Annotated in this window: 23 protein-coding genes and 1 pseudogene; 12 read left to right on the forward strand and 12 right to left on the reverse strand. The window is 43.8% G+C overall.

Annotation, left to right across the window (positions count from 1 at the left end; translation table 11 throughout):
• Positions 1 to 150: 150 nt before the first annotated feature.
• From ONT08_RS06145 to ONT08_RS06155, 3 genes are all read right to left on the reverse strand, one after another.
• Positions 151 to 1,599 (reverse strand): AAA family ATPase, encoded by a 1,449-nt coding sequence (locus ONT08_RS06145; RefSeq protein WP_117729812.1) that lies wholly within the window; start codon positions 1,597 to 1,599, stop codon positions 151 to 153.
• Positions 1,600 to 1,730: 131 nt separating this feature from the next.
• A complete protein-coding gene (locus ONT08_RS06150; RefSeq protein ID WP_264959489.1) occupies positions 1,731 to 2,855 on the reverse strand; it encodes an AAA family ATPase in 1,125 nt (374 codons plus the stop codon).
• 145 nt (positions 2,856 to 3,000) lie between these two features.
• Entirely contained in the window at positions 3,001 to 4,383 is a 1,383-nt protein-coding gene (locus tag ONT08_RS06155) for a hypothetical protein (protein ID WP_264959490.1), read from the reverse strand.
• A 155-nt stretch (positions 4,384 to 4,538) separates the two neighbouring features.
• On the opposite strand from ONT08_RS06155, the gene ONT08_RS06160 reads away from it, so the two are divergent.
• The 4 genes from ONT08_RS06160 to ONT08_RS06175 all read left to right on the forward strand — a co-directional run bounded on the left by ONT08_RS06160 (position 4,539) and on the right by ONT08_RS06175 (position 7,713).
• Entirely contained in the window at positions 4,539 to 5,354 is an 816-nt protein-coding gene (locus ONT08_RS06160) for a transposase (protein WP_264959491.1), read from the forward strand.
• A gap of 178 nt (positions 5,355 to 5,532) precedes the next feature.
• Positions 5,533 to 6,273 carry a hypothetical protein gene (locus tag ONT08_RS06165; RefSeq protein ID WP_264959492.1) on the forward strand — a complete coding sequence of 247 codons (741 nt, stop codon included), beginning with the start codon at positions 5,533 to 5,535 and terminating at the stop codon, positions 6,271 to 6,273.
• A gap of 352 nt (positions 6,274 to 6,625) precedes the next feature.
• Positions 6,626 to 6,925 (forward strand): copper resistance protein NlpE, encoded by a 300-nt coding sequence (locus ONT08_RS06170; RefSeq protein WP_264959493.1) that lies wholly within the window; start codon positions 6,626 to 6,628, stop codon positions 6,923 to 6,925.
• Between the two features lie 176 nt (positions 6,926 to 7,101).
• A complete protein-coding gene (locus tag ONT08_RS06175) occupies positions 7,102 to 7,713 on the forward strand; it encodes a C39 family peptidase (RefSeq protein WP_264959494.1) in 612 nt (203 codons plus the stop codon).
• A gap of 110 nt (positions 7,714 to 7,823) precedes the next feature.
• Here ONT08_RS06175 and ONT08_RS06180 read toward each other — a convergent pair whose 3' ends face one another.
• Positions 7,824 to 8,330: an energy transducer TonB gene (locus tag ONT08_RS06180; protein ID WP_264959495.1), complete on the reverse strand. Its 507-nt coding sequence runs from the start codon at positions 8,328 to 8,330 to the stop codon at positions 7,824 to 7,826.
• Between the two features lie 45 nt (positions 8,331 to 8,375).
• Between ONT08_RS06180 and ONT08_RS06185 the strand changes: the two are divergent.
• From ONT08_RS06185 to nagB, 4 genes and pseudogenes are all read left to right on the forward strand, one after another.
• Positions 8,376 to 8,813: pseudogene (locus ONT08_RS06185) on the forward strand (IS1380-like element IS942 family transposase); the annotation flags it as partial.
• Between the two features lie 345 nt (positions 8,814 to 9,158).
• Positions 9,159 to 10,424 (forward strand): VapE domain-containing protein, encoded by a 1,266-nt coding sequence (locus ONT08_RS06190; RefSeq protein ID WP_118065459.1) that lies wholly within the window; start codon positions 9,159 to 9,161, stop codon positions 10,422 to 10,424.
• 310 nt (positions 10,425 to 10,734) lie between these two features.
• Positions 10,735 to 11,187: a DUF6078 family protein gene (locus tag ONT08_RS06195; RefSeq protein ID WP_154481687.1), complete on the forward strand. Its 453-nt coding sequence runs from the start codon at positions 10,735 to 10,737 to the stop codon at positions 11,185 to 11,187.
• Between the two features lie 85 nt (positions 11,188 to 11,272).
• Positions 11,273 to 12,064 (forward strand): glucosamine-6-phosphate deaminase, encoded by a 792-nt coding sequence (nagB, locus tag ONT08_RS06200; protein ID WP_118201349.1) that lies wholly within the window; start codon positions 11,273 to 11,275, stop codon positions 12,062 to 12,064.
• A 37-nt stretch (positions 12,065 to 12,101) separates the two neighbouring features.
• On the opposite strand, the gene ONT08_RS06205 is transcribed toward nagB, so the two are convergent.
• The 4 genes from ONT08_RS06205 to ONT08_RS06220 form a co-directional block, all read right to left on the reverse strand.
• Entirely contained in the window at positions 12,102 to 13,220 is a 1,119-nt protein-coding gene (locus ONT08_RS06205; RefSeq protein WP_153084936.1) for an efflux RND transporter periplasmic adaptor subunit, read from the reverse strand.
• Positions 13,221 to 13,392: 172 nt separating this feature from the next.
• Positions 13,393 to 14,640: an ABC transporter permease gene (locus tag ONT08_RS06210; RefSeq protein ID WP_264959496.1), complete on the reverse strand. Its 1,248-nt coding sequence runs from the start codon at positions 14,638 to 14,640 to the stop codon at positions 13,393 to 13,395.
• Between the two features lie 123 nt (positions 14,641 to 14,763).
• Entirely contained in the window at positions 14,764 to 16,053 is a 1,290-nt protein-coding gene (locus ONT08_RS06215) for an ABC transporter permease (protein ID WP_259297525.1), read from the reverse strand.
• Between the two features lie 86 nt (positions 16,054 to 16,139).
• The gene (locus ONT08_RS06220) at positions 16,140 to 16,856 is read right to left on the reverse strand and encodes an ABC transporter ATP-binding protein (protein WP_006848206.1); all 717 of its coding nucleotides are present in this window, start codon (positions 16,854 to 16,856) and stop codon (positions 16,140 to 16,142) included.
• 227 nt (positions 16,857 to 17,083) lie between these two features.
• On the opposite strand from ONT08_RS06220, the gene ONT08_RS06225 reads away from it, so the two are divergent.
• Positions 17,084 to 18,370: an IS1380-like element ISBaov1 family transposase gene (locus tag ONT08_RS06225; protein ID WP_264959497.1), complete on the forward strand. Its 1,287-nt coding sequence runs from the start codon at positions 17,084 to 17,086 to the stop codon at positions 18,368 to 18,370.
• Positions 18,371 to 18,523: 153 nt separating this feature from the next.
• On the opposite strand, the gene ONT08_RS06230 is transcribed toward ONT08_RS06225, so the two are convergent.
• A complete protein-coding gene (locus ONT08_RS06230; protein WP_007837439.1) occupies positions 18,524 to 18,724 on the reverse strand; it encodes a hypothetical protein in 201 nt (66 codons plus the stop codon).
• A gap of 665 nt (positions 18,725 to 19,389) precedes the next feature.
• Here ONT08_RS06230 and ONT08_RS06235 point away from each other — a divergent pair.
• The 3 genes from ONT08_RS06235 to ONT08_RS06245 all read left to right on the forward strand — a co-directional run bounded on the left by ONT08_RS06235 (position 19,390) and on the right by ONT08_RS06245 (position 21,773).
• Positions 19,390 to 19,692, forward strand: a complete 303-nt coding sequence (locus tag ONT08_RS06235) for a hypothetical protein (RefSeq protein ID WP_007664625.1) — start codon at positions 19,390 to 19,392, stop codon at positions 19,690 to 19,692.
• 91 nt (positions 19,693 to 19,783) lie between these two features.
• Positions 19,784 to 20,185: a hypothetical protein gene (locus tag ONT08_RS06240; protein WP_165364460.1), complete on the forward strand. Its 402-nt coding sequence runs from the start codon at positions 19,784 to 19,786 to the stop codon at positions 20,183 to 20,185.
• 301 nt (positions 20,186 to 20,486) lie between these two features.
• Complete coding sequence (locus ONT08_RS06245; RefSeq protein WP_264959274.1) at positions 20,487 to 21,773, forward strand: IS1380 family transposase; 1,287 nt, start codon at positions 20,487 to 20,489, stop codon at positions 21,771 to 21,773.
• A gap of 243 nt (positions 21,774 to 22,016) precedes the next feature.
• Here ONT08_RS06245 and ONT08_RS06250 read toward each other — a convergent pair whose 3' ends face one another.
• The 3 genes from ONT08_RS06250 to ONT08_RS06260 form a co-directional block, all read right to left on the reverse strand.
• Positions 22,017 to 22,388, reverse strand: a complete 372-nt coding sequence (locus ONT08_RS06250) for a GntR family transcriptional regulator (RefSeq protein ID WP_264959498.1) — start codon at positions 22,386 to 22,388, stop codon at positions 22,017 to 22,019.
• Positions 22,389 to 22,462: 74 nt separating this feature from the next.
• The gene (locus ONT08_RS06255; protein ID WP_264959499.1) at positions 22,463 to 23,335 is read right to left on the reverse strand and encodes a hypothetical protein; all 873 of its coding nucleotides are present in this window, start codon (positions 23,333 to 23,335) and stop codon (positions 22,463 to 22,465) included.
• 65 nt (positions 23,336 to 23,400) lie between these two features.
• The gene (locus ONT08_RS06260; protein WP_264959500.1) at positions 23,401 to 24,225 is read right to left on the reverse strand and encodes an ABC transporter ATP-binding protein; all 825 of its coding nucleotides are present in this window, start codon (positions 24,223 to 24,225) and stop codon (positions 23,401 to 23,403) included.
• Between the last annotated feature and the right edge of the window lie 126 nt (positions 24,226 to 24,351).

Consider the following 24,351-nt stretch of genomic DNA (forward strand, 5'->3'; position numbering starts at 1 on the left):
TTGATTACGGATGCAAAGATAAGCAAAAAAAACAAAGTTCACAAGGTTGTGGACCACAAACTTGTGAACTTTTAATATTATTTTGTAAATCAGGCATTTAAATGTGAGGAGAATTTACAGGCCAAGAGTCTGAGGGTGTACTTTGTCTCATTAAATAAACAAATCGTTCATCGTAATCTGTTTCTGTACGATGTCGCTATGTTTGTTCTGTTTCAATCCGAAAGAAGTAATCAATGTGAGAAGAAGCGATTTGGAAGTCTTTGTCTCTTCTGTGAAGATACGCAGTTTCTCCAGCAACTTCTCCTCATATTCCTTGCTGATTTCGAATTCGCTCTTGTAGAACTTCATCTCACAGATGTTGATGGTTTCATCTTTCCGGTCTATCAGCAAGTCTATTTGAGTTCCTTTTTCTGTGTTGCTGCTTCTCCATGAGCAAACCAAGGTTTGTACTCCCGAAATTCCCAGGGCGTGCTTGATTTTGTCTATATGGTTTAGACAAAGCATCTCGAAAGACAAGCCAGCCCAAGTATGGTATAGCTGACTGTTCTGGGAGGATGACCAGAAACAGGAATCCTGATACTTGTTGTGTCTGATGAACCGGAAGTAGAAGAGCGTATAGAAATCTACTAACTGAAATAAGGTGTTTCGTTTTTGGCGAATGTCGGAAGTCATCTTGTTGGCTGTACAGAATGGTTCATACAGACGTATGAATCCGCATTGTTCCAGTTCTTCCAGTACAGTAGAGAAGGCTCCGTTATCTTTTCCTCCCGATGCCTTGACCAGTTCCTGTCGGGTCATACCCATTCCTTTGGTAGCAAGGGCAGTAACCACGGCGATATGGTCGGCTGATTTCTTAAACAAAGCTCTGTATAAATCGTTGAACTCATCTTTCAGTTCTGCATTGTCTGCGAAAAACAGCTGGTCGATGTTCTGTGCCAGACTTTTCGATTTATCCATCATAGACAGATAATAAGGTATTCCTCCCATAACCATATAGCATTCTGCTATCTGTTTTCGGCTGTAGCCGAAGTGGTAAGCCTTGAAGTATTCTTCGCATTCGTGTAGGGTGAATGGTTTTACAATCAGATGATGGGTCAGTCGGTTGTGTAAGCCACCACGGTTGCGAATCAGGTTGTTGATCATCCAGGAGGTGGCGGAACCGCAAACGATGAGTTTGATGTCGTTGCGCAGTACAGCCCAGCTATTCCAGAAGTTTTCCAGTGCAGGTATGAATCCCGATTTGGCGGTATCCATCCATGGTAATTCATCGATGAATATTACTTTCTTGCCTTCCGGAAGTGTTTCTATGTATTGTGATAGGGCATAGAATGCCAGCAGCCAGCTCTTGAATGTCTGCAGAGTGGTGGAGTGGGTATATTTTTGCAGGGCAATGCTGAAGTTGACAAGCTGTTCGCCTTTGGCAACTCCATTCATTCCTGTCATGAAGAAGGCAAAATGGTCCTCTACGGCTTTTCTGATGAGAAAAGTCTTGCCTACACGTCGTCTTCCATAGACGGCGATAAACTCTGATCTATTGGAGTTTATATATTCATTGAGCAGTTTGAGTTCTGCTTCTCTTCCTATCAGTCTCTGTTCCATATCTTTCGTTATTTTCTGCGCAAAGATATAAAAAAATACCCATTAGCGCAAATTATTCGCGGATAATCTGCGCTAATGATATAAAAAAAGCACGTTAGCGCAGATTATCTCGGAAGGCGTTCTTCCTTATTTTACATCATTTCCTTCTTAAACCAAAGCTCGAACACGCAGTCGGCAATGAAGATGCCGTCCTTCTCCAGGGTAATCAATTCCTTGTCGATGAGGGCTTTCTTGATGCGGTCGATATTGGATTTGCTGCCCAGCGGATAGGTTTCAGCTACAGCCTGGGCGGTGAAACCTGAGTGGACGCCACTGCAGAGGAGGCGCAGAAAATTGAGCTGATAGGTGGTTAAGCCCTCGGTTTGCTGTACGAAAAGACCATGACATTGTTGCAGCAAGGCGCTGATGCCACTTTGTAAGGTTTCTTCGTTTACTTCTTTCTCGGTTTCTGCCATCACGTTCCAAGCTAGTTGCTGCACGTAGGAAGAATAGTTCTTTACGGTTTTACAGATTCTTGTAGCATATTCCTCAGATATTTTCTTTCCGTATTTCTCGAATCGGGAGCAGATGAAAGGCACCCAATATTCAGTAGGAATGCAATCCAAGTGCAGCATCTCGCCAAACATATAGAAAGGCATGCGTCGGTTTTGGAAAATGTTTTCCATCAGATGCTTCTTGCTTCCAAAGAAACAGTATGATACATTCTGATGATGCTGCCAGGCGCCACGCAGTTTTTTCTGAACCGTAAGAGTATCAGGGAATTCTCCAATTTGCTGGAATTCGTCGATGCAGACCACCATGCGGATTCCCTTTTCCTGAGCGATTCTTTCCGGAAGATTCAGAATCTCTTCAGGGGAATAGTCCTTTGGTGTAATTCCCAGAGATAATGAATATTCGGATGTAGGATCTGGACTAAAGGAGATTTTTGGTGAAACTCTTACCAGGAACTGCTTGATGTTTTCTACTACTTGTTCCAGCTTATTACTCATAGATTTCATAATGGTTTCTGCAAAGCGATTGTAGAAATCATATTCGCTTCGACAGTCATAGATGTCCATATACACCACTTTTATCTCTGGATTATCAATTTCGGATATTACCTTTTTGACGAGTGAAGTCTTGCCCATGCGTCGGGGAGAGATGAGAATGACGTTGATGCCATGCTCAAAGTCTGCCTTGATGCGCTTGGTTTCTTCTATTCGGTCGGTGAAGTTGTTTCCGGCAACCGACATACCATATACGAATGCCTTTTCCATTGTTTTTTTGCTTGATTACGGATGCAAAGATAAGCAAAAAAAATGAAAGTTCACAAGGTTGTGGACCACAAACTTGTGAACTTTTAATATTATTTTGTAAATCAGGTATTTAAAAGCTATTTTTTATGCATAAAACAAGCCTGAATCAGAGGCTTTTCTTATCAAACACACCATTCATCGTGATGCAGAGATGCTGGAACTTGCTGAGGAGCTTGTCTGACCATTTCGTCATGTTGTAAAGGTCCTTGATTTCCTTAAACTTCTTTTCATCCCATTGCGGATAATCTATCTCTGAGAAATAACGGCGGTAGTCGCGGAGATTGTCGCCCGAGAAATGGAGATAATCGTCAATGTCGCCAAACCATTCGGGAGTCATCATCTGGGTGGCAAAGGCTTCGAAGTTCTGATTGTCCTGAAGCATGCAGTTGTGATTCAATACACACCATACGCAGAACCAATGGTTCTTGCGGGTAACAAATTTCAACATATTGGCTATCTGAGCCTTCAGATTCTGCATGTCGATGTATTTGCCGTCTTTTACTTTGTAGAAAACCTCGTTGGGAAGGGTTTCCGGAATGCCTTCGGGATGTTCCAAATCGTAGATTTCCTGCTCGATGATGTGCCATTTTACGGTGGCTGATACCAGCTTGAGATATTCTTGTGCTGTAAAATTGACGTGGGCAAGCTGGGCGCCCAGCAGTTGGGTGTCTCTTATATATTTCATAAAGTCGAGGCGCAGATTTTCCGGTACCTCGTCTTTTAGCGTTTTTCTTACTTCCAGCAATTGACTGACGGAGAGCTGCTTTCCGTTGTTGTCATATTCCAGGGTTGTAAAGTATCGGTCTATGTCGCTGATGCCCTTTTGTTCTTCCTGATATTCCTGTAGCGACATTTCGAAGAGGCGGGTGGTCTGCTCTTCGCTCATGGCGAGGTTGGTAAAATGGCTCAGCTGGCGGAAGTGGAGCATCAGATAACATGCCATGCTGTAAAGCTGGAAGAGATTCCAAAGGCGCTCTACGGGTTTTACGCCGGGGATATGAGTGGGTTTTACCTGGCGTAACAGTTCTTTCTGGAGTTTGGTTACTTCGTTTACGTCGATAGTACTTCCTTTGCCAAGTTCATCGGTTTCGAAAAAATCGTTGAGTTTCGGCAGGATGCGGGTCATATCCAGCGGCGCCACTTTCATCCGTTTTCCTTCTATCTGTTTTCCCTTTTTCATGTCTTCCATGATATGCGCCATCAGGGGTGTAAACTTCTGCATTACGATGATGCTGATGCTTACTTCGTGGGTTTCGTTCTGCTCCTTTCGCTGCTTGGCTATGTCATTGTGCTGCAGTACCATATCTTTCTCTGCCATATAGCAGAGCCGGGTGGCTTTAGTGCAGAGCGAACGGATATCGAAGGTAAGTTCCTGCGGACTGTAATCTTCCCATGCATCTACCAGAATGCTGAGCATTCGGCAGAAGTTGTCGAGCTGTCGGTCGAAGACTTCGTAGCTGAATTCTATTTCATCTTTATCTTCATTCATTGCAGTTTGTTTTTAAGAAAACCTTATTTCCGCAACACTATAATTTAATATTTTTATAAGCACCTGAGCAACAATAAGTTGCTCTGGATTTTGGCATATCAGAAATTTCACTTATCTTAGTGTTGCTTTTTAAAACAAATAAAACTCTGAATGACATGGCAAAAATACAAATAAAATCTGAGAAACTCACTCCTTTTGGAGGAATTTTTTCTATTATGGAGCAATTTGATTCTCTTTTAGCTCAAACCATAGATTCTACCTTGGGATTGAGATGCACATTGTTTGGTTATCAATATAGCGAGATTCTACGTTCTCTGATGTGCGTATATCTTTGTGGTGGCTCATGTTCGGAGGAAATCGTAGATATGGTAGAGGCTTATTGCAGGCATTTTTATATTCGTGCCAACAGATGCTCTTCTTTCTACGATTCCATGTTTACCTTGACTGGATGGAAAACTGTTGAAATCAACGGTATTGAGTTTGAGTTGAATTCCATCCTTGTTGAGAAATGGAAAGGAAAACCGTATCGTCTTGTCATACAGAGACAAAGGCGAATAGATGGAGACCTTGACATTTGGGAAGGCGAATATACCTACAGATGTATACTGACTAACGATTACAAGTCGAGTGCAAGAGACATCGTGGAATTCTACAATCTTCGTGGTGGCAAGGAACGCATCTTCGATGACATGAACAATGGCTTTGGCTGGAATCGATTGCCAAAATCGTTCATGTCACAGAATACTGTATTCCTGCTTATGACAGCTCTCATCAGAAACTTCTACAAAGCTATTATGCAGAGATTGAAAACCCATGAATTTGGATTGCGTGCCACCAGCAGAATCAAGACCTTTGTTTTCAAGTTCATCTCTGTTCCTGCGAAATGGATTAAGACATCACGTAGGCATGTATTGAACATTTACTCAGACAACAATGCTTATGCCAACCTGTTCAAGACAGACTTTGGTTAAAGACCATGCTTTTCTGGTTAAACCAGCGTATTACCTCAAGTCGCTTTATGGGGTAAGGGGATTTTGTGTCTGCGACATTTCTGTTGTGCAAGAAATATGTACAATAAAATGAATTTTGTCGCTTTGCAAGCAAAATCCCACTAAACCCTATAGGTTGCGGATTTGAGGGAAAGAAGAAATGTTGGAAGCCATCTATGGCACAGTTGAGAGATTGGAGCAGAAAGTCGATGAACTTTCTGCTTCACCAAAGAACGCAGGAGCGGAAACAGTTTTCAGCCCTGCAAGTGTTGACACAAGCAAACTTGAAAAAGCCATCCTTTCTGTATCCGCAAGAGAAGAGGAAACTATTGGCAAATTAGCAAAATTAAGAGAGGCGATATGCGTCTATATCGACCTTACCAAGAAAGAAGTAAGCAAAGAGGAACAGCGAAGTAAGCTCTTGTTTGATACCATTAATCAGGTGAAACAAGAACTGAATGACACATCAAAAGTTGTGCAGGACAAACTTCACGCAATAGGTTACACACCTCAAAAGAAGGTTGTCACCCACCGCTTAGAACCAACTTCAAAGTATGTTCTTCTTTTCATCGGGGGCTTGGCTCTATCCCTTATCTTCTCTATTTGGGGCAATTTCACCCAATGGCGAGAGCACCAAGATTGGGAGGAGGCAGACTTGAAGTATCGGGCATTGAAGATGGTTCTTCCATCTGACGACCCAAATGTTCGATACATCGAAAAGAACTTCTCTGTATGCCCTAATAAAGAAGTTATTGAGAATGTGAGAACTCGTGTAAATATTTATGAGGACTCAATTCGCTACCATAACGAAATGATACAGATGGCAACAATTAAGGATAGCATGGCTAATAGCCTATTTAAAGAGGCGAATGAAATTAAAAAGAAAATTAATAAGAAATAATAGACAACGGTCATCGGCTACAAGCGCATCCTTCGCTTCGATAAAGTAAAGACGAACGGTCTCCGTATCGTGTTTGATAGTGCAAGAACTTGTCCATGCATCAGCAACATAGCAGAATACTGACTTTTCATTAACTCTCAACTGTTCATTCGTGTCCGTGATGCCACTTGCTTGACATTGCGGACACTTTTTCTTTTATGGTAGCTATGAAGAGGAAATTGATAATTATAGCAGTTTTGGTTATCTCACTTGTTGTATCTTATATCTTATGTGAAACGAAACAAAATGATGCCGATATATTGATCCTGTTAAAGTCGAAGAATATACGGCAGTCTTAGAAAACAGTGTTGACTTGGATTCCATTGCAGGAACATATTGCGGTGTATTGCCTCCTAATGTTGAAACAATACTCACGCTAAATGCAGATGGCACCTATCGTTTGAAGCGGAAATCTGCAAACGAATCGGATAGTTGTGAAGTGTTGAATGGCATCTTCAAAGTAATTGACGGCAGTATTTTGATGCTTGAACATCCGTCAAGTAGTGACAACATATTTTATAAGGTGAAGAATGACAGCGGTATTATTCTGATAGATTCGTTTGGGAATGAGCCAAAAGCAAGAGACTCTAAATTATATATCTTGAAAAAATAAAATGGACTTCATTTTTGAATTAATATCAGAATATAGTTACATATACATAACTTATATCGTATTATTGCGTTAAAAAATAGCTTTTCCTCAGAAAAATCTTACATAAAATATATTTTTATCAAGGATTTGCTCTATTTTTGCAAGTAGATTTAGTAATTAACATAATTATGGTGTATATGAAACTTAAAAGATTATTAAAAATCACAGTTTTTGCATGCTTACTATTTTCTGTTGTGAGTTGCCAAAATGATTCGCCAGAAGAAGTGATGTATAGCAAAACTTCAATGGAGCAACAGACAGAACAAAAGTTGCAATGTCTTTATGAAATGTATAAAGACAAGCCTATTCAGTCTCTTTTCAATACAACACGAGCAACTCGAGAAGTATTAAATGGAGAATGTGTTATCGGTGCGATACAATATTGTGGAAATCATTTTAACGAGAACATCTCAAAGAATGAAATTGTGAGATATTTCGGAGACAAGGTTCAAAGAGACGAAAATGGCAACATCACAGGAATAGCCTTAAATACGTCTGATTGGGATGCCGCATTAAACAATTGGTTTACGGCTACATATCCTTATAGCCAAGCTTACCTGATAAAAGAAATAGCCAATGGTAAAATAGCTTGCTGTAGATTGGGGAGTGATAGAAGTCATGCCGTTGTTTTATTGGGAGTTGATGCAGATGCGGGGAAATTCATATATTATGATCCTGTTCTTGGTGGCGAAAATAACAAGGCGGCTTTTACTGAAATATATGATCCTAGAATTATTACAAAAAAGTAAAATGTATAGCTTAGAAAGATGCAGTTGAAACTCTATATATTTTAAACCAAAGAGTCATGGATGTTATAAAAATATCCAGGACTCTTTGATTATTTATAAGAATACTTAAACTATTTCATCAATATAGGTATGTCATAACTTCCATAACCAATAATTTCAACATCTGTAAGAGGATGGATCGGGGTCAGTGAACCTTGTATTTTATACTGAAAATAAATGGTGTCTGTTTGTTGAAGTTTATTAATTCGGATATTCTTTACTTTATCAAAAGCCTCCAATGTTGCACTCTTGAATTTTTTATTGTTGCAATCCACAACTTTTCTTTTGACAACATTTCCCTTGTTATCTGTTTTATATTCAATAGCAACAATTGCCTCTTGGTTACTGGCTTGAAGCTTTATAGGATATTTACAGATATGGCTTAATTTTGATACAAGCAACTGCTTATCTTCACAACTGCGATACCCTTGAGCACTGGCTTGTAAAAATAATAATACCGCTATAATAATCAATATTTTTTTCATACCCCTTAATTCCGCAACACTATAAATTTTAACTTTTATAATACCCTGAGCAACAAAAAGTTGCTCAGGATTTTGCCATGTCAGAAATTTCACTTATCTTAGTGTTGCAAAATAAAAACAAACAAAATTCTGAATGACATGGCAAAAGTACAAATAAAATCCGAGAAACTCACTCCTTTTTGGGGAATTTTTTCGATTATGGAGCAATTTGATGCTCTTTTAGCTCAACCCATAGATTCCACCTTGGGATTGAGATGCACTATGTTTGGTTATCAATATAGCGAGATTCTACGCTCTCTGATGTGCGTATATCTTTGTGGTGGCTCATGTATTGAGGATGTTACAACTCACCTGATGAAACATTTGTCTCTTCATCCAACTCTTCGCACTTGCAGTGCAGACACCATATTACGTGCTATCGAAGAACTGACTTTTAAGAGCATCACCTATAAGTCTGCTTCTGGCAAATTCTATGATTTCAATACTGCAGACAAGATTAACTGCTTACTGGTCAATGCCCAGCTTGCTACTGGTCAATTGAAATCCGGTCAAGAGTATGATTTATTTTCGGATTATGCAAGGATATGCATCTGTTTTTCCTCTTTTTTCCCCATACTTTTCCCCGTAGCCCCCTTGTTTCTTCCCTGATTTCAGAAAAGTAGCGGGAAGGTGGCGGGGAAAATTTGGAATCGGCGAAGGGAAGTATTAACTTTGCAATCGAAAACAAAAGAGCGGCGAAATGCTGAGCCATGAATGAGCTGAAACTCTTCACTCTTCACCTGAAGCCCGGAAATGCCCATAAACAGAGGGGTTTCGGGGGGTGAAGAGATAGAGACAACTCTTCACCCACTCTTCACCACTCTTCACCTTATTATATATAAGGGCAAAAAGATGATTATTATTAACTAAAAAAATTAATATATGAACAAAGTTACAGCTTTATCGTCATCAGATAAGATGACAAACGAAATTTCTGCACTCTCTCTTGTTGAGAGTTTTCTCGATGAGTATTATCTCTTCCGTAGAAATGTGCTAAGTGGTAAAACCGAGTATTTCACTCTCTCAAAGAATGAGGACGAAACTGAGGAGCCCGTAGAAGAGGAACCGGAAACCGGCGGGGAAGAGGAGGAATCTTCTGACTCAACCTGGAAGGTGCTGACTCCGGAGGCTTTCAATTCCGTCGTCCGTCATGCCAAGCGGTTGGGTGTGGGAGGCAAGAAGTCGCCCCGACAGGATATTGAGGAGTTCGTACGTTCTGAAGAGGTTCCGGAGTTTGACCCTATCAGGGAATATCTCGAGAACCTGCCGGAATGGGATGGTAAGAACCATGTGGCTGAACTCTTTGGCAGGATTCCGGGGCTTACAAGTGAACAGTTGGGATGGTGCGCCACCTGGCTCCGTTCGGCTGTCGCCCACTGGTTGCAGATGGATATGTTTCATGGCAACGAAACCACTCCTGTGCTTATCGGCAAGCAGGGTTGCGGCAAGAGTACCTTTGCCTATCGCCTGCTGCCGGATCATCTGCGCCAGTATTTCCTCGACCACATCAACTTTGCCAATAAGTTTGACTCCGAGATGGCGCTCACTCATAATCTCTTTGTCAACATAGATGAGTTTGCGAATATGGGACCATCGCAGCAGGGCAAGCTGAAGCAGATGCTTTCGAAGGTGAAGGTGAACGGGCGCCCTATCTTCGGCAAGTGTCAGGATGATCGTCCGCGTTATGCTTCCTTCCTGGCAACTACCAATGATGAGCATCCGCTCTGCGACCCTACGGGTAGCCGTCGATTCGTCTGTCTGCACATTCCGGCAGGTGAATATATCGACAATGGTTCACCCATCATTTATGACCAGCTTTATGCACAAGTTATGTATGAGCTTTGCCATAAGAAGACGCCTTACTGGTTTACCAATGCCGAGGTGGATCGTATCCAGAAGTGCAATCTTCCTTTCTTCAAGGTAGATGATTTTGAATCGATGCTGAAGAGCTGCTTCCGTGTTCCTGAAGATAATGAAACGGGCGAATGGCTTATCTGTTCGGATGTTTTCGAGGTTCTGCACGAAAGATTTCCGATGCTGATCAGTAATCTGAGTACCAAAATTCGCATCGGCCAGTCGCTCAAACTCCTGGGGTGCAAGATGAAGCATACCAAGAAGGGTCAGGCCTATCTGCTTGTAAGAATCTGAATATATAGCTAAGCGGCAGATGGGTGAAGAGTGGTGAAGAGTGGGTGAAGAGTGAGAAACAACTCTTCACCCTTCGAATCCCCTCTGTTTATCGGCATTTCCGAGGGTTAGGTGAAGAGTGAAGAGTTTTTCGCAGTTCCTTTCTTAAAATTCTTTCTCAGGCTTTTCCGATAGCTGTCTGACTAGAACAGCCCACTGTTCTCATAGCGGCTAGTTGGCTGTCTGTGGTTCGCCAGTTGGCTGTTTGCCGATAACAGCCTCTCAATCTTTCGAAGAAAAAATTATTTATCCAACTAAAAAAGTAATGAGTATGAACAATATTTCAATCCATTCCATTGATACGGTATGTCTCAAGGAGACGTGCCCGGTACATCACCTTTGTGCTCGTTTTGAGCGTTATCAGAAGTTGCGTAAGTCGGAGAAGGTATTCAGTATTCTGAACCCGGACCATATAGCCTGCAGCGAGCAGGGCTGCGCCTATCGTCTTCAGAAGAAGATCATACGCATGGCACGCGGATTCCGCCGCATGTTCGGCACGATACCTTCTGCCAATACGCCTCATTTCTGGCACTTTTCGCCCTATATCAGCGAAAGCACCTATTGCAAGGCGAAGCGCGGCGCCATCCTCATCGCACCCGATATGCAGCAGAAATTACTGCGTCTCTTCGAGCAGAATGGCGCCGATATCAGCATCGGTTTTGATGAATATGTAGAGCAGGAGGGCTATGAAGAAGTAGATACCGCAAACTGTAAAAAAATATAATTTTTGCCATCTTTTAGCGGTAATGAAACAGATTTTTATTACTTTTGTTTTCTGAATTTTACAACTAAACAATAAGAAATAGATTATGCGTGTTATTATCGAAAAAGATTATGAGAAGCTGTCAAAGTGGGCAGCTGATCATGTAATTGAAACAATTAACAGATTTCAACCAACTGCTGAACGTCCTTTTGTTCTGGGTTTGCCAACCGGTTCTTCACCTCAGGGCATGTATGCCAATCTGGTAAAGGCGGTAAAAGAAGGCAAGGTTTCGTTCAAGCATGTCATCACCTTCAATATGGATGAATATGTAGGTTTGCCGGAATCTCATCCTGAGAGCTATCACTCTTTCATGGCTGCCAATCTCTTCAATCATATCGACTGTCCTAAGGAGAATATTCATATTCTGAACGGTAATGCCGAGAATCTGGAAGAGGAGTGCCGTCATTATGAGCAGATGATAGAAGAAGCGGGTGGCATCGACCTCTTTATCGGTGGTATCGGTCCTGATGGTCATATCGCTTTCAACGAGCCATTCTCTTCTCTAACCTCCCGCACACGAGTAAAGACGCTCACTACAGACACCAAGATTGCCAACTCCCGTTTCTTCGATAATGATCCTGAGAAGGTACCTAGTCTGGCTCTGACCGTAGGTGTGGGTACCGTGATGGCTGCCCGAGAGGTAATGATTCTCTGCAACGGTCATAACAAGGCCCGCGCCCTGCAGGCTGCCATCGAAGGCCCTGTTACCCAGGCTTGGACCATCAGCGCTCTGCAGCAGCACCAGCATGGCATCATCGTTTGTGATGAGATTGCCTGCGATGAACTGAAGGTGGGTACTTACCGCTACTTCAAGGATATCGAAAAGGATAACATCTAAGTTATCTGATGCCTATAAAAAAGAATAAGGATGATGACTATTCGTCATCATCCTTATTTTCTGCTATTACCTGAGGACCGCGAACCTTGTCCTTGAGTCCCAGACCTTTCTTGATTTCAATATTTACTCCATCGCTCAAACCGGTGGTTACCTGTTTGCGCTCATAAGTCTTCTTCTTGTCGCTACCTTTTATGATATATACAAAGGTAGAATCGCCGCTAAACTCGATGGCACTCTCCGGAACGGTGAGTACATGGGTAGCCTTTGCCAGTACAATCTCGGCATTGGCGCTGTAGCCTGAACGGATTTTGCCGCCCTTGGTAGAACGGATGGCTGCCTTTACCTCAAACTGGTTGGCACCATTGTTTTCTACAGCCTTAGGAGAGATATACTCCAGGTTAGCTTCGAAGTTGAGGTTCTGCAAGGCTCCGATGGTAATCTTCATCGGCATTCCTGTAACGAGACTTCCCACTTCGGTTTCATCAATATTGCCACGGAAGATGAGGTCGTTCATGTTGGCCACACTGGCGATGGTAGTACCATCGTTGAAAGTGTTGGCAAGAATCACCGAGTTACCCACCTTGACCGGAATATCGAGGATAATGCCCGAGATGGTAGAACGGATGAGGGTGGAAGAAGCGCTGGCATTGCTCTTGCTTACACCATCGCGAACTACTTCGAGCGCATCCAGGGCGGCAACCTTCTCCTCCTTTGCCTGTTGTAACGACTGTTTAACCTTATCAAACTCATCGGCGCTGACCAGCTGTTTCTTGTAGAGTTGTTCCTCGCGTCCATAGTTTACCTGTGCCTGCTTCAGGTTAATCTCTGCAAGGCGCACGCGTGCCTGAGCCGAACTGAGCTGTCCCATATCCGGAATCACCTTTACCTTGGCGATAACCTCGCCCGCCTGAACATAATCACCCGCTTCTTTGCAAATCTCGGTGATGATACCGCTAATCTGAGGCTTTACGCTCACCTCGTTGCGAGGCTCAATCTTGCCCGTGATGACGGTAGTTTTCAAAACATCAGCCATCTTAGGAGTAAACTCAGTATACTCCACAGGCTTAGGCTGCGATTTCTCATAAAGGAACACGAAGGTTCCGATGAAGATCAAGGCGACAATCGCCGCAACAATCAACTTTGAATACTTTTTCATATCGTAAGTTTAAGTGAAGAGTGAAGAACGAAGAGTGAAGAATTCAATTGCTTTACTTTCGTCTTTCATTCTTATTTCGTTAATATTATTATTATCAAGAGTTATCATTTATCAGGAGTTATCATTTAGAGGACAAGTGAATTCTTCACTCTTCACTCTTCGTTCTTCACTCCTATTCGTCTCTCATCGCATCTACCGGTTTGATGCTCATCGCTCGCCATGCAGGGGCGAGTCCGGCTAGGCCGCCGAGAATGCAGATGAGGATGGCTGAAGAGATGGCCGTCCAGAAATCTACCTGGAAGTGGGCGGTAAGAATGCCGTCCTTGGTACTTCCTACTTCCAGCATCTGCAGGATGGCAACACCGAAGAGAATGCCGCTCATGCCGGCTACCAGGGTGAGAAGAATACTCTCTGAGATGATTTGCGAAAGTATCATCTTAGGCGTGGCTCCGATGGCTCGGCGGATGCCTATCTCGGTGGTTCGCTCCTTTACCGTTACCATCATAATGTTGGAAACTCCGATGGCGCCGGCAAGAAGGGTACCGATGCCTACCAGCCAGATGAGGAAGTTGACGCCCTTGAACAGGTTGTCGAGCATCTGGAAGAGAACTTCGGTATTGAACACCATAATGCCCTTTTCGTCCGTAGGGTCTATGCTGTGGGCTCTTGCCACGGTTTCTCTCATCCGCTGGGCAATGCTGCTCATCACTACGCCCGGTTTGCCGGTGGTGGCTATGATGTCTACTGCCTTACCCCGGTTATAAGCGCTGCGCAAAACCGATTGGGGCAGGGTGATGGTTTCATCGGCACGACCGCCGAAATTGATGCCGTTGCCCGAACGGTAATCTACGCCTATCACCATATAATAGGTAGAGTCAACTCTTACACTCTTGCCGCACGGATCACCGCCGCCAGGAAAGAGATTCTTGTAAATCTGTTTGCCGATGACGCAAACCTTGCGCTGCTGGCGCACATCCATCTCGTTGATGTATCTGCCGTAAAACATTTTAGGCGCAGAAACCTGTGCGTAGTCAGGATTTACGCCCTGGGTGCTGCCGCTGAATTTCTTGTCGCCAAACACTACCGACTTGTTGCCGCCGAAGAGCAGCGGAGTAATGACATCGAGTTCGGGCACCTGGTGGCGCAATCTGTCCAGGTCTTTCTCTTCCATCTGCCAGGAGCGCCCCTTGTTGAATCCCTTGTAGGGTTTGGTGGTGTTCTGCGCCCAGATGATAGCGGTGTTGGTGGCAAAGCCTGTGAAGTTGTTTTGCAGCATCTCCTTCAGTCCCTGTCCGCCACCCATCAGGGCGATGAGCATAAACACGCCCCAGAACACGCCGAAGCCCGTAAGCAGACTGCGGCTCTTGTTCCTCGTGATGGTGTCGAGAATCTCTTTATATGTATCTAAATCTAATCGCATAATAATAATTTATAGTTTATAGTTTAGTTGATAGTTTAGAGTTAATAGTTTATAGTTTATAGGGCAATCTGGCTAAATGGCGTAGCCGCTATTAACTATTAACTGTTAACTATTAACTAAACATTACTCCGCTCTCAGCGCTTCTATCGGTCGGATTCTTGCAGCCTTGATGGCTGGGATGAGTCCGGCGATGGTGCCTGCGATGACGATGGTGATGGTGGCGCCGATACAGGTGCCGATGCCCACCGTAGGGTTCACAAACATGGCGGCTTTAAACAGTCCGGTATCTATGGTGGTGTGGCCGATAGTTGCATCCATGATTTCGTTTGCCGCCACGCCACATACCATTCCGATGTAGCCGAAGAACGAGGTGATGATGATGCTCTCGGTAATGATGAGCTTCAGTATCGACCAAGGCTTGGCGCCGATGGCTTTTCTTACGCCAAACTCTCGGGTTCGCTCCTTCACGGTGATGAGCATGATGTTGCTTACGCCCACGATTCCGCTCAGCAGGGTGAACAGACCCACAATCCAGAGGGCTGTCTGCATGATGGCGATTCCCTGGTTCATCTGGATATTGTCCATGTATCGGTTCCAGAGCCAGATGGTTCGTTCGTCATCAGGTGCTGCCTGATGGTTGTTGTTGATGCTGGCGCGGTAGTTCTTTTCAAACTGCTTATTGTCCTCCCTGGTCTTCAGGTTCTTGATGGTAAACTCCAGACTTCCCGCATCATCGCCCTTGGCGTAGATGGTCTTTATGGTGGAGTAGGCGATGAAGGCTTCGGTATTGTTGCGCGATTCATCATCCTTGTAGATTCCTACCACCTGGAAGTTGAGGTTGCTGATCTTTACGTTCTTGCCCACCAACGAACGGTAGTCTTTGCAGAGTTCCTTGGTCTGGCTTCGGCTCAGCACCACATTCTTGCGCTGCTCCTTCATATCGATTTCGTTGATGAATCGTCCGGCTATCATCTCCGTCTTGTCGATTTTGGGATGTGTAGGAGCCACACCCACCAATGACTGGCTTGCCACATAATTATCACCATAGTTGATGTTCACGTTATACTGTTCCAGTCTTCCACCCACATCATCTACGTACTGGCCGTAGGTCTTGTTACTGATGAGGATATCCTTGTCGTTGAGCGTGATGCTTCTGCCTTCCTTCAGTCCCTTGTAAGCCTTGGAGGTTTCGCCCGGGAATACTCGCATGGAGTTGGCTAGGAATCGGGTGCTTTGCTGCAACTGGGCATTAATCAGTCCGTTGCCTGCACCCAGCAGGAATATCAGCATGAAGATTCCCCAGGCAACGGCAAATCCCGTGAGCGAAGTGCGGAGCTTGTTGCGCTTCGACGTACTCCAAACCTCTGAGAGGAGTGAAGAGTGTAGAGTGAAGAGTGAAGAATTCATATGCATTGTGTATTGTTTTAAAAATTAATAACCCCGAAGAGATGTCAGAGAAAGACAATTGGATTCTTCACTCTTCACTCTTCGTTCTTCACTTACTTTACGTAGTCTTTCGATACGAGATGATGGTCTCTGTTGTCTTCGATGCTTCCGATGAGTCCGTCCTTGATATGGATAACCTTATCGGTCTCGTTGGCTACACCGCTTTCGTGGGTTACCACCACGATGGTCATTCCCTCTTTCTGGTGCAGTTCCTTCAACAGGTCCATCACTTCCACGCTCGTTTTGGAGTCGAGGGCTCCGGTAGGCTCATCGGCTAGGATGATTTCCGGTTTGGTGATGAGGGCACGGGCGATGGCTACACGCTGCTTCTGTCCTCCCGACATTTCGTTAGGATAATGGTTGGCCCATTGCTTCAAGCCCAGTTTTTCTAGATATTCCATCGCCAGTTCGTGGCGCTTCTTGCGGCTCACGCCTTGGTAGAAGAGTGGAAGCTCTACGTTTTCCACCGCCGTCTTGAACGAGATGAGGTTGAACGACTGGAAGATGAAGCCGATCATCTTGTTGCGGTATTCGGCAGCACGGGTTTCCGAGAGGTCTTTGATGAGCACATCATTGAGTCGGTATTCGCCCGTATCGTAGTTATCGAGAATACCCAGTATATTTAATAAGGTGGATTTTCCCGAGCCGGAAGCACCCATGATGCTGACGAACTCGCCACGTTCGATGTCGAGGTCGATGCCCTTCAGTACATGGAGTGGCTGAGCACCCTGGTAGGTCTTGTTGACGTCTTTTAGATGAATTAATGACATGTTACTTTCGTTTTATGGATATCAATTTAAACCATTAGACGCTTGCAACTTTCAGAAAGTTGCAAGCGTAACTCTTTTTTTAAAACGTTATCCTTAATTCCGCAACACTTTGATTTAACTTTATTTATAAGTACCTGAGCAACAAAAAGTTGCTCAGGATTTTGCCATGTCAGATTTTTCACCTATCTTAGTGTTGCAAATCAAAATATGTATCAAACCCGACAGACATGGCAAAGGTAGCAATTAAATCCGAGAAACTCACTCCTTTTGGAGGAATATTTGCAATGATGGAGCAATTTGACTCCACATTGTCATATGTAATTGACACAACCCTCGGTCTAAGATGCAGGCTGTATGGTTATCAATACAGCGAAATCATCCGTTCTCTCATGAGCATCTACTTCTGTGGCGGCTCATGTATTGAGGATGTCACAACTCATTTGATGCCCCATCTCTCGCTTCATCCGACACTTCGTACCTGCAGCTCTGACACTATCCTCAGAGCGATAAAGGAACTGACGCAGGAGAACATTTCATACACGTCAGATACGGGTAAGAACTACGATTTCAATACGGCTGACACCCTCAATACCTTACTGCTCAATTGTATGTGTGCAGCTGGTCAGCTGAAAGAGGGTGAGATGTATGATGTTGATTTCGACCACCAGTTCATAGAAACAGAGAAATATGATGCAAAGCATACATACAAGAAGTTCCTTGGTTATCGACCAGGTGTGGCGGTTATTGGAGATTTGATTGTCGGCATTGAGAACAGCGACGGCAACACAAACGTCCGTTTCCATCAGAAGGACACGCTGAAGAGATTCTTCGAAAGGTTTGAACAGAACAATCTTGTTATCAATCGTTTCAGAGCTGATTGCGGCTCGTGCTCTGAAGAGATCGTGGAAGAGGTTGCCACCCACTGCAAGACCTTCTATATCCGTGCCAACCGCTGTAGTTCGCTCTACAATGACCTCTTCGCTCTCAGAGGCTGGAAGAGGGGAGAAATCAACGGCATTGAGTTTGAGCTGAATTCCATTCTTGTAGAGAAGTGGAAAGGCAAGACATACCGGCTTGTGATTCAAAGGCGGAAACGGATGGACGGTGAGCTTGACCTCTGGGAAGGAGAATACACATACCGCTGCATCCTGACCAACGACTACGAGCCTTCCGTAAGAGAGATTGTCGAGTTCTATAACCTCCGCGGAGGAAAGGAGCGCATCTTCGATGACATGAACAATGGTTTCGGATGGTCCAGATTGCCCAAATCCTTCATGGCAGAGAACACAGTGTTCCTTCTTCTTACAGCACTTATCCGTAACTTCTACAAGGTCATTATCCAAAGACTTGACGTAAAGAGGTTCGGACCCAATAAAACAAGTCGCATAAAAGCGTTTGTCTTCAGATTTGTCTCTGTACCAGCCAAATGGATCAGAACATCAAGGTGGTATGTGCTGAATATCTATACCTGTAATAATGCTTACGCAGATGTATTCCAGACTGATTTTGGATGACGACTACAACTTATGGGTATGATACTGCGTATTGTCTCAAGTCGCATTGTGGGGTAAGGGGGTATTGTAGGCAGAAGTGGGTATTTCAGCCTCAATTTATCTAATAATTCAGTAATGAGAGAACGTGTACACGTAAATAGGACGATGAAGGACTTAGTTGCGGATTTGAGGCTTATGAAAAGCGTATTGCTTTCTCAATACATGCCGTTCCTCTTCGCTCAGCGACAGGAAATAGGCTTTCCATCCCGGACAGAAATTGATGTGCCATCGCCAAAAACGACCCAACAATGACTTGGGTGAACGGTCGTATCGCCGCCTCAGTGGGCACTGCTGACAGTTATGTTTCTTTTCCAATACTTTATCTATTTATCTTTCGTAAAACTCTCGTGGCAAAAATAAGGATTATTTTCAGTGATCAAGCACACAGTTCATTAAAAAAGAGAGGATTTGCTAAGATTCAGAATAACGACGAGCCATCGACCCCAACGGGAGTCGAACTTCAAGTAACCGCACATGATACAATGTGCGGGTCGAAGTGCCTTCCCAATCCACGACCCCAACGGAGGTCGAACCTTTCTACAGATTATATGGTTCGACCCCGTTGGGGTCGGATGTATAGGAGTCATCTGGCCATCCGCAAGTCTTTGACATTGCGGTTAACGGGGGTGAGACCCTTTTCAGGGTCTGTTTGTTTGCACACCTTCATTCTACATAAACGGCTAAATTCAAATATTAAAAGCGTTTACATATTGCAACGTATTTATCTGTTATGCTCCTATTAAATTGTTCTATATCCTTATACTTTTCAACTAAATCCTTTATCACAGGCGCATTTAAATCGACGTTTAGGGTATATTGAACAAAAGCACGTAGCATCTCATAATTATAATTTACTCAAGTTTCGGATTTAGGTTGAGAGGATAGATTTGGGCATAAAAAAGGCTTTGAGGATTTCCGTATGTCACGGAAATTTAGTAATTTAGAGGTGCCCAAACAACTAATTACAATCACTCAAAGCCATGAGCAAAATTACAAAAATTCCATCGGAGATCCGCAACTTTTTCACGGGAAAACGAATCAATCCCGCATTTTCCAAGTTTATGACCCTCCTTGAGGGGATGAGGATTTCAGACAAAGATCTCGGAGGGAAAAAACGTGAGAACTGTCAGCTTACCAACCTTCAACTTTTCCAGATCATATTGATTCTGCCGTTTATGGCCGTCCCGGGTTTTTCTCATTATGCCGGATCGTCAATCTCGAAACTGTTCGGGGGTAAGAAGGACCTACTCTATTCGTTTATGGCCAAGGACAATATAGACTAGCAACATCATCTGGCACATCGCCTGTCATCTCATCAAGGCCGTGACCATAAGGAAAGACTATCAAAAGAGCCATCTTCCGGCAGTGCTTATTGTGGATGATTCCGACCTGCCGAAGACCGGATTGAGGATGGAGTGTATTGGCAAGATATTCTCGCACGTGTTTCAGCGGTGCATTCTCGGCTACAAGCTGCTGGCCCTGTGCTGGAGCGACGGCCGCTCTCAATTTGTCGTGGACTTCTCGATTCACGGCGAGAGAGGGAAGGTCGATGGCAAGGAACAAGGTCTTACGGCCCGGCAGCGCGAGAGGCGCTACAACCGCAAGCGTGACAGAGACTGCCAGACCGAAAAACGCAAGGAAGAGTATTTCGTATCCAAGCTTGAGCGCCTGAAGAGCATGGTGAAGAGACCATTGGAGGATTGTTCGCCGATATATATGAAGGCGTACACGAGCTCACCGTCGTGGAAAAGATCTGGTCAATCATTATTGATGTAATAGCAATCGTGGCTGAGATTTTTACCATTGACGAGAACGAATTGATGGAGCAAATTATACGGGATAACCGCAGGTTCAAGGCCATGCAACTGATCGCTCAGACTGCATAAAACCTAAATCCGAAACTTGAGTAAAATACATAACTGTAATAATCTACTACTAATCCTTAATTCCGCAACACTATAGTTTAACATTATTTATAAGTGCCTGAGCAACAAAAAGTTGCCCAGGATTTTGCCATGTCAGAATTTTCACTTACCTTAGTGTTGCGAAAAGAAGACAAGCAAAACTCTAATATGACATGGCAAAGATACAAATAAAATCTGAGAAACTCACTCCTTTTGGAGGAATTTTTTCTATTATGGAGCAATTTGATGCTCTTTTAGCTCAAACCATAGATTCCACCTTGGGATTGAGATGCACTATGTTTGGTTATCAATATAGCGAAATTCTACGCTCTCTGATGTGCGTATATCTTTGTGGCGGCTCATGTATTGAGGATGTTACAACTCACTTGATGAAACATTTGTCTCTTCATCCAACTCTTCGCACTTGCAGCGCAGACACCATATTGCGTACTATCGAAGAACTGACTTGTAAGAACATCACCTATAAATCTGCTTCTGGCAACTCCTATGATTTCAATACTGCAGACAAGATGAACTGCTTATTGATCAAAGCCCTGCTTGCTACTGGTCAATTGAAATCCGGTCAAGAGTATGATTTTGACTTTGACCATCAGTTCATTGAAACAGAGAAGCATGATGCAAAACCAACCTACAAGAAGTTCCTGGGCTATAGTCCAGGTGTGGCAGTCATTAACGACATGATTGTCGGTATTGAAAATAGAGACGGCAACACAAACGTGCGCTTCAACCAAAGAGAGACTTTGGAAAGAATCTTCAAGCGACTGGAGGCATCAGAAGTATATATATCCCGTGCCCGCATGGATTGCGGCTCATGCTCGGAGGAAATCGTAGATATGGTAGAGGCTCATTGCAGGCATTTTTATATTCGTGCCAACAGATGCTCTTCCTTCTACGATTCCATGTTTGCCTTGACTGGATGGAAAACTGTTGAAATCAACGGTATTGAATTTGAGCTGAATTCCATCCTTGTTGAGAAATGGAAAGGAAAACCGTATCGTCTTGTCATACAGAGACAAAGGCGAATAGATGGAGACCTTGACATTTGGGAAGGCGAATATACCTACAGATGTATACTGACTAACGATTACAAGTCGAGTGCAAGAGACATCGTGGAATTCTACAATCTTCGTGGTGGCAAGGAACGCATCTTCGATGACATGAACAATGGCTTTGGCTGGAATCGATTGCCAAAATCGTTCATGGCACAGAATACTGTATTCCTGCTTATGACAGCTCTCATCAGAAACTTCTACAAAGCTATTATGCAGAGATTGAAAACCCATGAATTTGGATTGCGTGCCACCAGCAGAATCAAGACCTTTGTGTTCAAGTTCATCTCTGTTCCTGCAAAATGGATTAAGACGTCACGTAGGCATGTATTGAACATTTATTCAGACAACTATGCTTATGCCAACCTGTTCAAGACAGACTTTGGTTAAAGGCCATGCTTTTCTGGTTAAACCGGCGTATTACCTCAAGTCGCTTTATGGGGTAAGGGAATTTTGTGTCTGCGACATTTCTGTTGTGCAAGAAATATGTACAATAAAATGAATTTTGTCGCTTTGCAAGCAAAATCCCACTAAACCCTATAGGTTGCGGATTTGAGGGTTATTACATACACCTTATTATATATAAGGCAAAAACAGAAGCTATAAATATATATTTGAGGATGAATAGTGTCATCATATCTTTATCTTTTTGAGATTCTTCTCCAACTCTTCCTTCACTTCATCGATGGAGATGTCGAGAAGCTGCATTTGTCGGGCGAGTTCCGGAAGTCTTTCTTTCATAAACTCCTTTTTGCGGGTTTTCTTAATCTGCTTCTTGGCTCCAGCGGAAACAAAGTAGCCCAAGCCTCGCTTGTTGTAGATGATCTCTTCGGTGGCAAGCAGGTCGTATGCCTTCACGGCTGTGTTGGCATTTACCTCCAGCAGCACGGCATATTCCCTGACGCTCGGTATTCGTTCGTCTTCCTTATATTTGCCCGCCAGAATCTCATCGCTCAATCGCTCGGCTATCTGTACGTATATTGCTTTATCGTTACTGAAAATCATAACACTTTGGCTTTAAAGTTTTATCATTCTTATCGATTTCTTCTTTTCATACTTCTCATATTTCTCTTCTTCTCCTAGATGTTTATCCACTTGTTGCAGATTACCTGCATGCGGGTGAAGAGCTTATAGGATGCCCAGAGGCAGAAGGCTGCCAAAGCAAGGAATACGACCGACCAGAAGATTGCCAGGCAGATAGAAGTGCCTGGATTATCATGGTTAAGATGGGTGTAGAAATCGAAAACTCCCCATTCTTCGAGCTTGCTGCCGCAATAACCTACAATCATGAAAATGATAATACCTGATACGGCTGTCAGGATGATAGGCTGTTTGCGGAAGAAGGTGCCGCCTAGCAGAGTGAAGGAGTAAATCATGATGAGAAAGCTCCATCCAACCAGGGCTGCATCTATTTTACATTGCCACGCTAAGATACTGATAGGGTTGTTACAGGTGGCATCGGTTGCGGCTTTGTATATTTGACTTAGAGAACTTCCGATGATGCTTGCATGGTAACCGGGAGTCATGAAGAAGCTCAATATAAACTGCACGAAGTCGCCTATAAGCGTAGCAATCACCATGATGAGGATACTGCCTACACTCATCATCAGGAAACGTGCTGCATATTTCTCCAGATTGTTGGCCGGCAACATCATAAAACTCTCACGTTGCAGCTTGGTCTTCATATTGCTAAAGATGTTGCAGGCAGATATGAAGAAAAACAATATGACAATAGCGGCAAGGAATCCTGTCATTCTACCTTCGTAGTAATTACCCAAATCTCCTCCTTCTACTATAAAATGGCTATGAGGGAAAGAATAAAGCATGGAAATGGAAAGCATGATGATGCCGATAGCCAATCCTGCGATACTGCAGAAATAGCTTTTCCTGTTGGTAAGCAAATCCCAACGCAGCACCATTCCGAATCTATGTAAATCAAAAGTCTTGTTCATAATCGTTGTTATTTAAAGATGATTTTATATTTTTTCTAATTCTTGATGAACCTGATGGATAACGCTTACTCTGTAAGTTTTCCGCCTATCACTGCATTGAAGAGCAATTCCAGGTTCATCTGTGTTTCCTGCTCACCCTCCTGTCGCTTGCAGATGGCGGCATTGCCCTGCAGGGTTGGCTCGGCGTAGAGCACGGTGTCGTCCATTTCCTGTGGGTTGCGGTACTCGAAGGTGTATTTCCCGCAGATGTCTGAAACCGATGCATCGAGCAGGAGCTGGCTCTGGTTCATGATGATGATGTGGTCGAGCAGTGACTCTACATCGTGCACTTGGTGAGTTGAGATGATGAGGGTGCGGTCTTCCGTCATGTTGTTGGCGATGACCTTACGGAACTGGCTCTTCGATGGGATGTCGAGACCATTGGTTGGCTCGTCCATCAGAAGAAAGCGGGTACCCGTGGCGAGTGCGAAACTCATGAATACCTTCTTCTTCTGTCCCATCGAGAGTTCGTTCAACTTGAGAGAGAGTGGTAAATCAAAATCCTTGAGGCAACGGTCCAGCACTTCCTGCGAGAAGTTAGGATAGAACTCCTGGTTCATCTTCACGTAGGTGGCGAGGGAAACGTTGGGCAGTTCAAACTCTTCGGGCACCATGAAGATGTCCTTCAGCATCTCGGCTTTGCGGTCTTGTGCCGAAATGCCATCCACGAGAACGGTACCTTGTTGCTGGCGGAGCAATCCGCTGATAAGATAGAGCAGGGTACTCTTGCCTGTACCGTTCTTACCAAGCAAGCCATAAATGTTGTTCTCCTTGAGTTCCAAAGAGAAATCTCTAAATACAAGGTGCTTGCTACCTGGGTATCTGAAATCAATGTCTTTAATCTGTATCATAATCTTTGATGTTTTAGTGTACTACTTCAATAGAACACTGCAAAGGTATGCTTTTCTGCGATAAGTTCCAAACTTTTGGGCAATTATTTTTAGACTTTAACGTATTGTTAACAATTCCACCTTATT

Origin of the sequence: Segatella copri (assembly GCF_026015465.1) — a bacterium.
GTDB classification, from domain to species: Bacteria; Bacteroidota; Bacteroidia; order Bacteroidales; family Bacteroidaceae; genus Prevotella; species Prevotella copri_E.

Coding starts and splice junctions, on each gene's coding strand:
- ONT08_RS06225 (WP_264959497.1), top strand. CDS start 17,084: ATGGCAAAGGTAGCAATTAAATCCGAGAAACTCACTCCTTTTGGAGGA.
- ONT08_RS06235 (WP_007664625.1), top strand. CDS start 19,390: ATGAGCAAAATTACAAAAATTCCATCGGAGATCCGCAACTTTTTCACG.
- ONT08_RS06205 (WP_153084936.1), bottom strand. CDS start 13,220: ATGAAAAAGTATTCAAAGTTGATTGTTGCGGCGATTGTCGCCTTGATC.
- ONT08_RS06150 (WP_264959489.1), bottom strand. CDS start 2,855: ATGGAAAAGGCATTCGTATATGGTATGTCGGTTGCCGGAAACAACTTC.
- nagB (WP_118201349.1), top strand. CDS start 11,273: ATGCGTGTTATTATCGAAAAAGATTATGAGAAGCTGTCAAAGTGGGCA.
- ONT08_RS06215 (WP_259297525.1), bottom strand. CDS start 16,053: ATGCATATGAATTCTTCACTCTTCACTCTACACTCTTCACTCCTCTCA.
- ONT08_RS06250 (WP_264959498.1), bottom strand. CDS start 22,388: ATGATTTTCAGTAACGATAAAGCAATATACGTACAGATAGCCGAGCGA.
- ONT08_RS06160 (WP_264959491.1), top strand. CDS start 4,539: ATGGCAAAAATACAAATAAAATCTGAGAAACTCACTCCTTTTGGAGGA.
- ONT08_RS06145 (WP_117729812.1), bottom strand. CDS start 1,599: ATGGAACAGAGACTGATAGGAAGAGAAGCAGAACTCAAACTGCTCAAT.
- ONT08_RS06245 (WP_264959274.1), top strand. CDS start 20,487: ATGGCAAAGATACAAATAAAATCTGAGAAACTCACTCCTTTTGGAGGA.
- ONT08_RS06155 (WP_264959490.1), bottom strand. CDS start 4,383: ATGAATGAAGATAAAGATGAAATAGAATTCAGCTACGAAGTCTTCGAC.
- ONT08_RS06175 (WP_264959494.1), top strand. CDS start 7,102: ATGAAACTTAAAAGATTATTAAAAATCACAGTTTTTGCATGCTTACTA.
- ONT08_RS06195 (WP_154481687.1), top strand. CDS start 10,735: ATGAACAATATTTCAATCCATTCCATTGATACGGTATGTCTCAAGGAG.
- ONT08_RS06165 (WP_264959492.1), top strand. CDS start 5,533: ATGTTGGAAGCCATCTATGGCACAGTTGAGAGATTGGAGCAGAAAGTC.
- ONT08_RS06210 (WP_264959496.1), bottom strand. CDS start 14,640: ATGCGATTAGATTTAGATACATATAAAGAGATTCTCGACACCATCACG.
- ONT08_RS06260 (WP_264959500.1), bottom strand. CDS start 24,225: ATGATACAGATTAAAGACATTGATTTCAGATACCCAGGTAGCAAGCAC.
- ONT08_RS06220 (WP_006848206.1), bottom strand. CDS start 16,856: ATGTCATTAATTCATCTAAAAGACGTCAACAAGACCTACCAGGGTGCT.
- ONT08_RS06190 (WP_118065459.1), top strand. CDS start 9,159: ATGAACAAAGTTACAGCTTTATCGTCATCAGATAAGATGACAAACGAA.
- ONT08_RS06255 (WP_264959499.1), bottom strand. CDS start 23,335: ATGAACAAGACTTTTGATTTACATAGATTCGGAATGGTGCTGCGTTGG.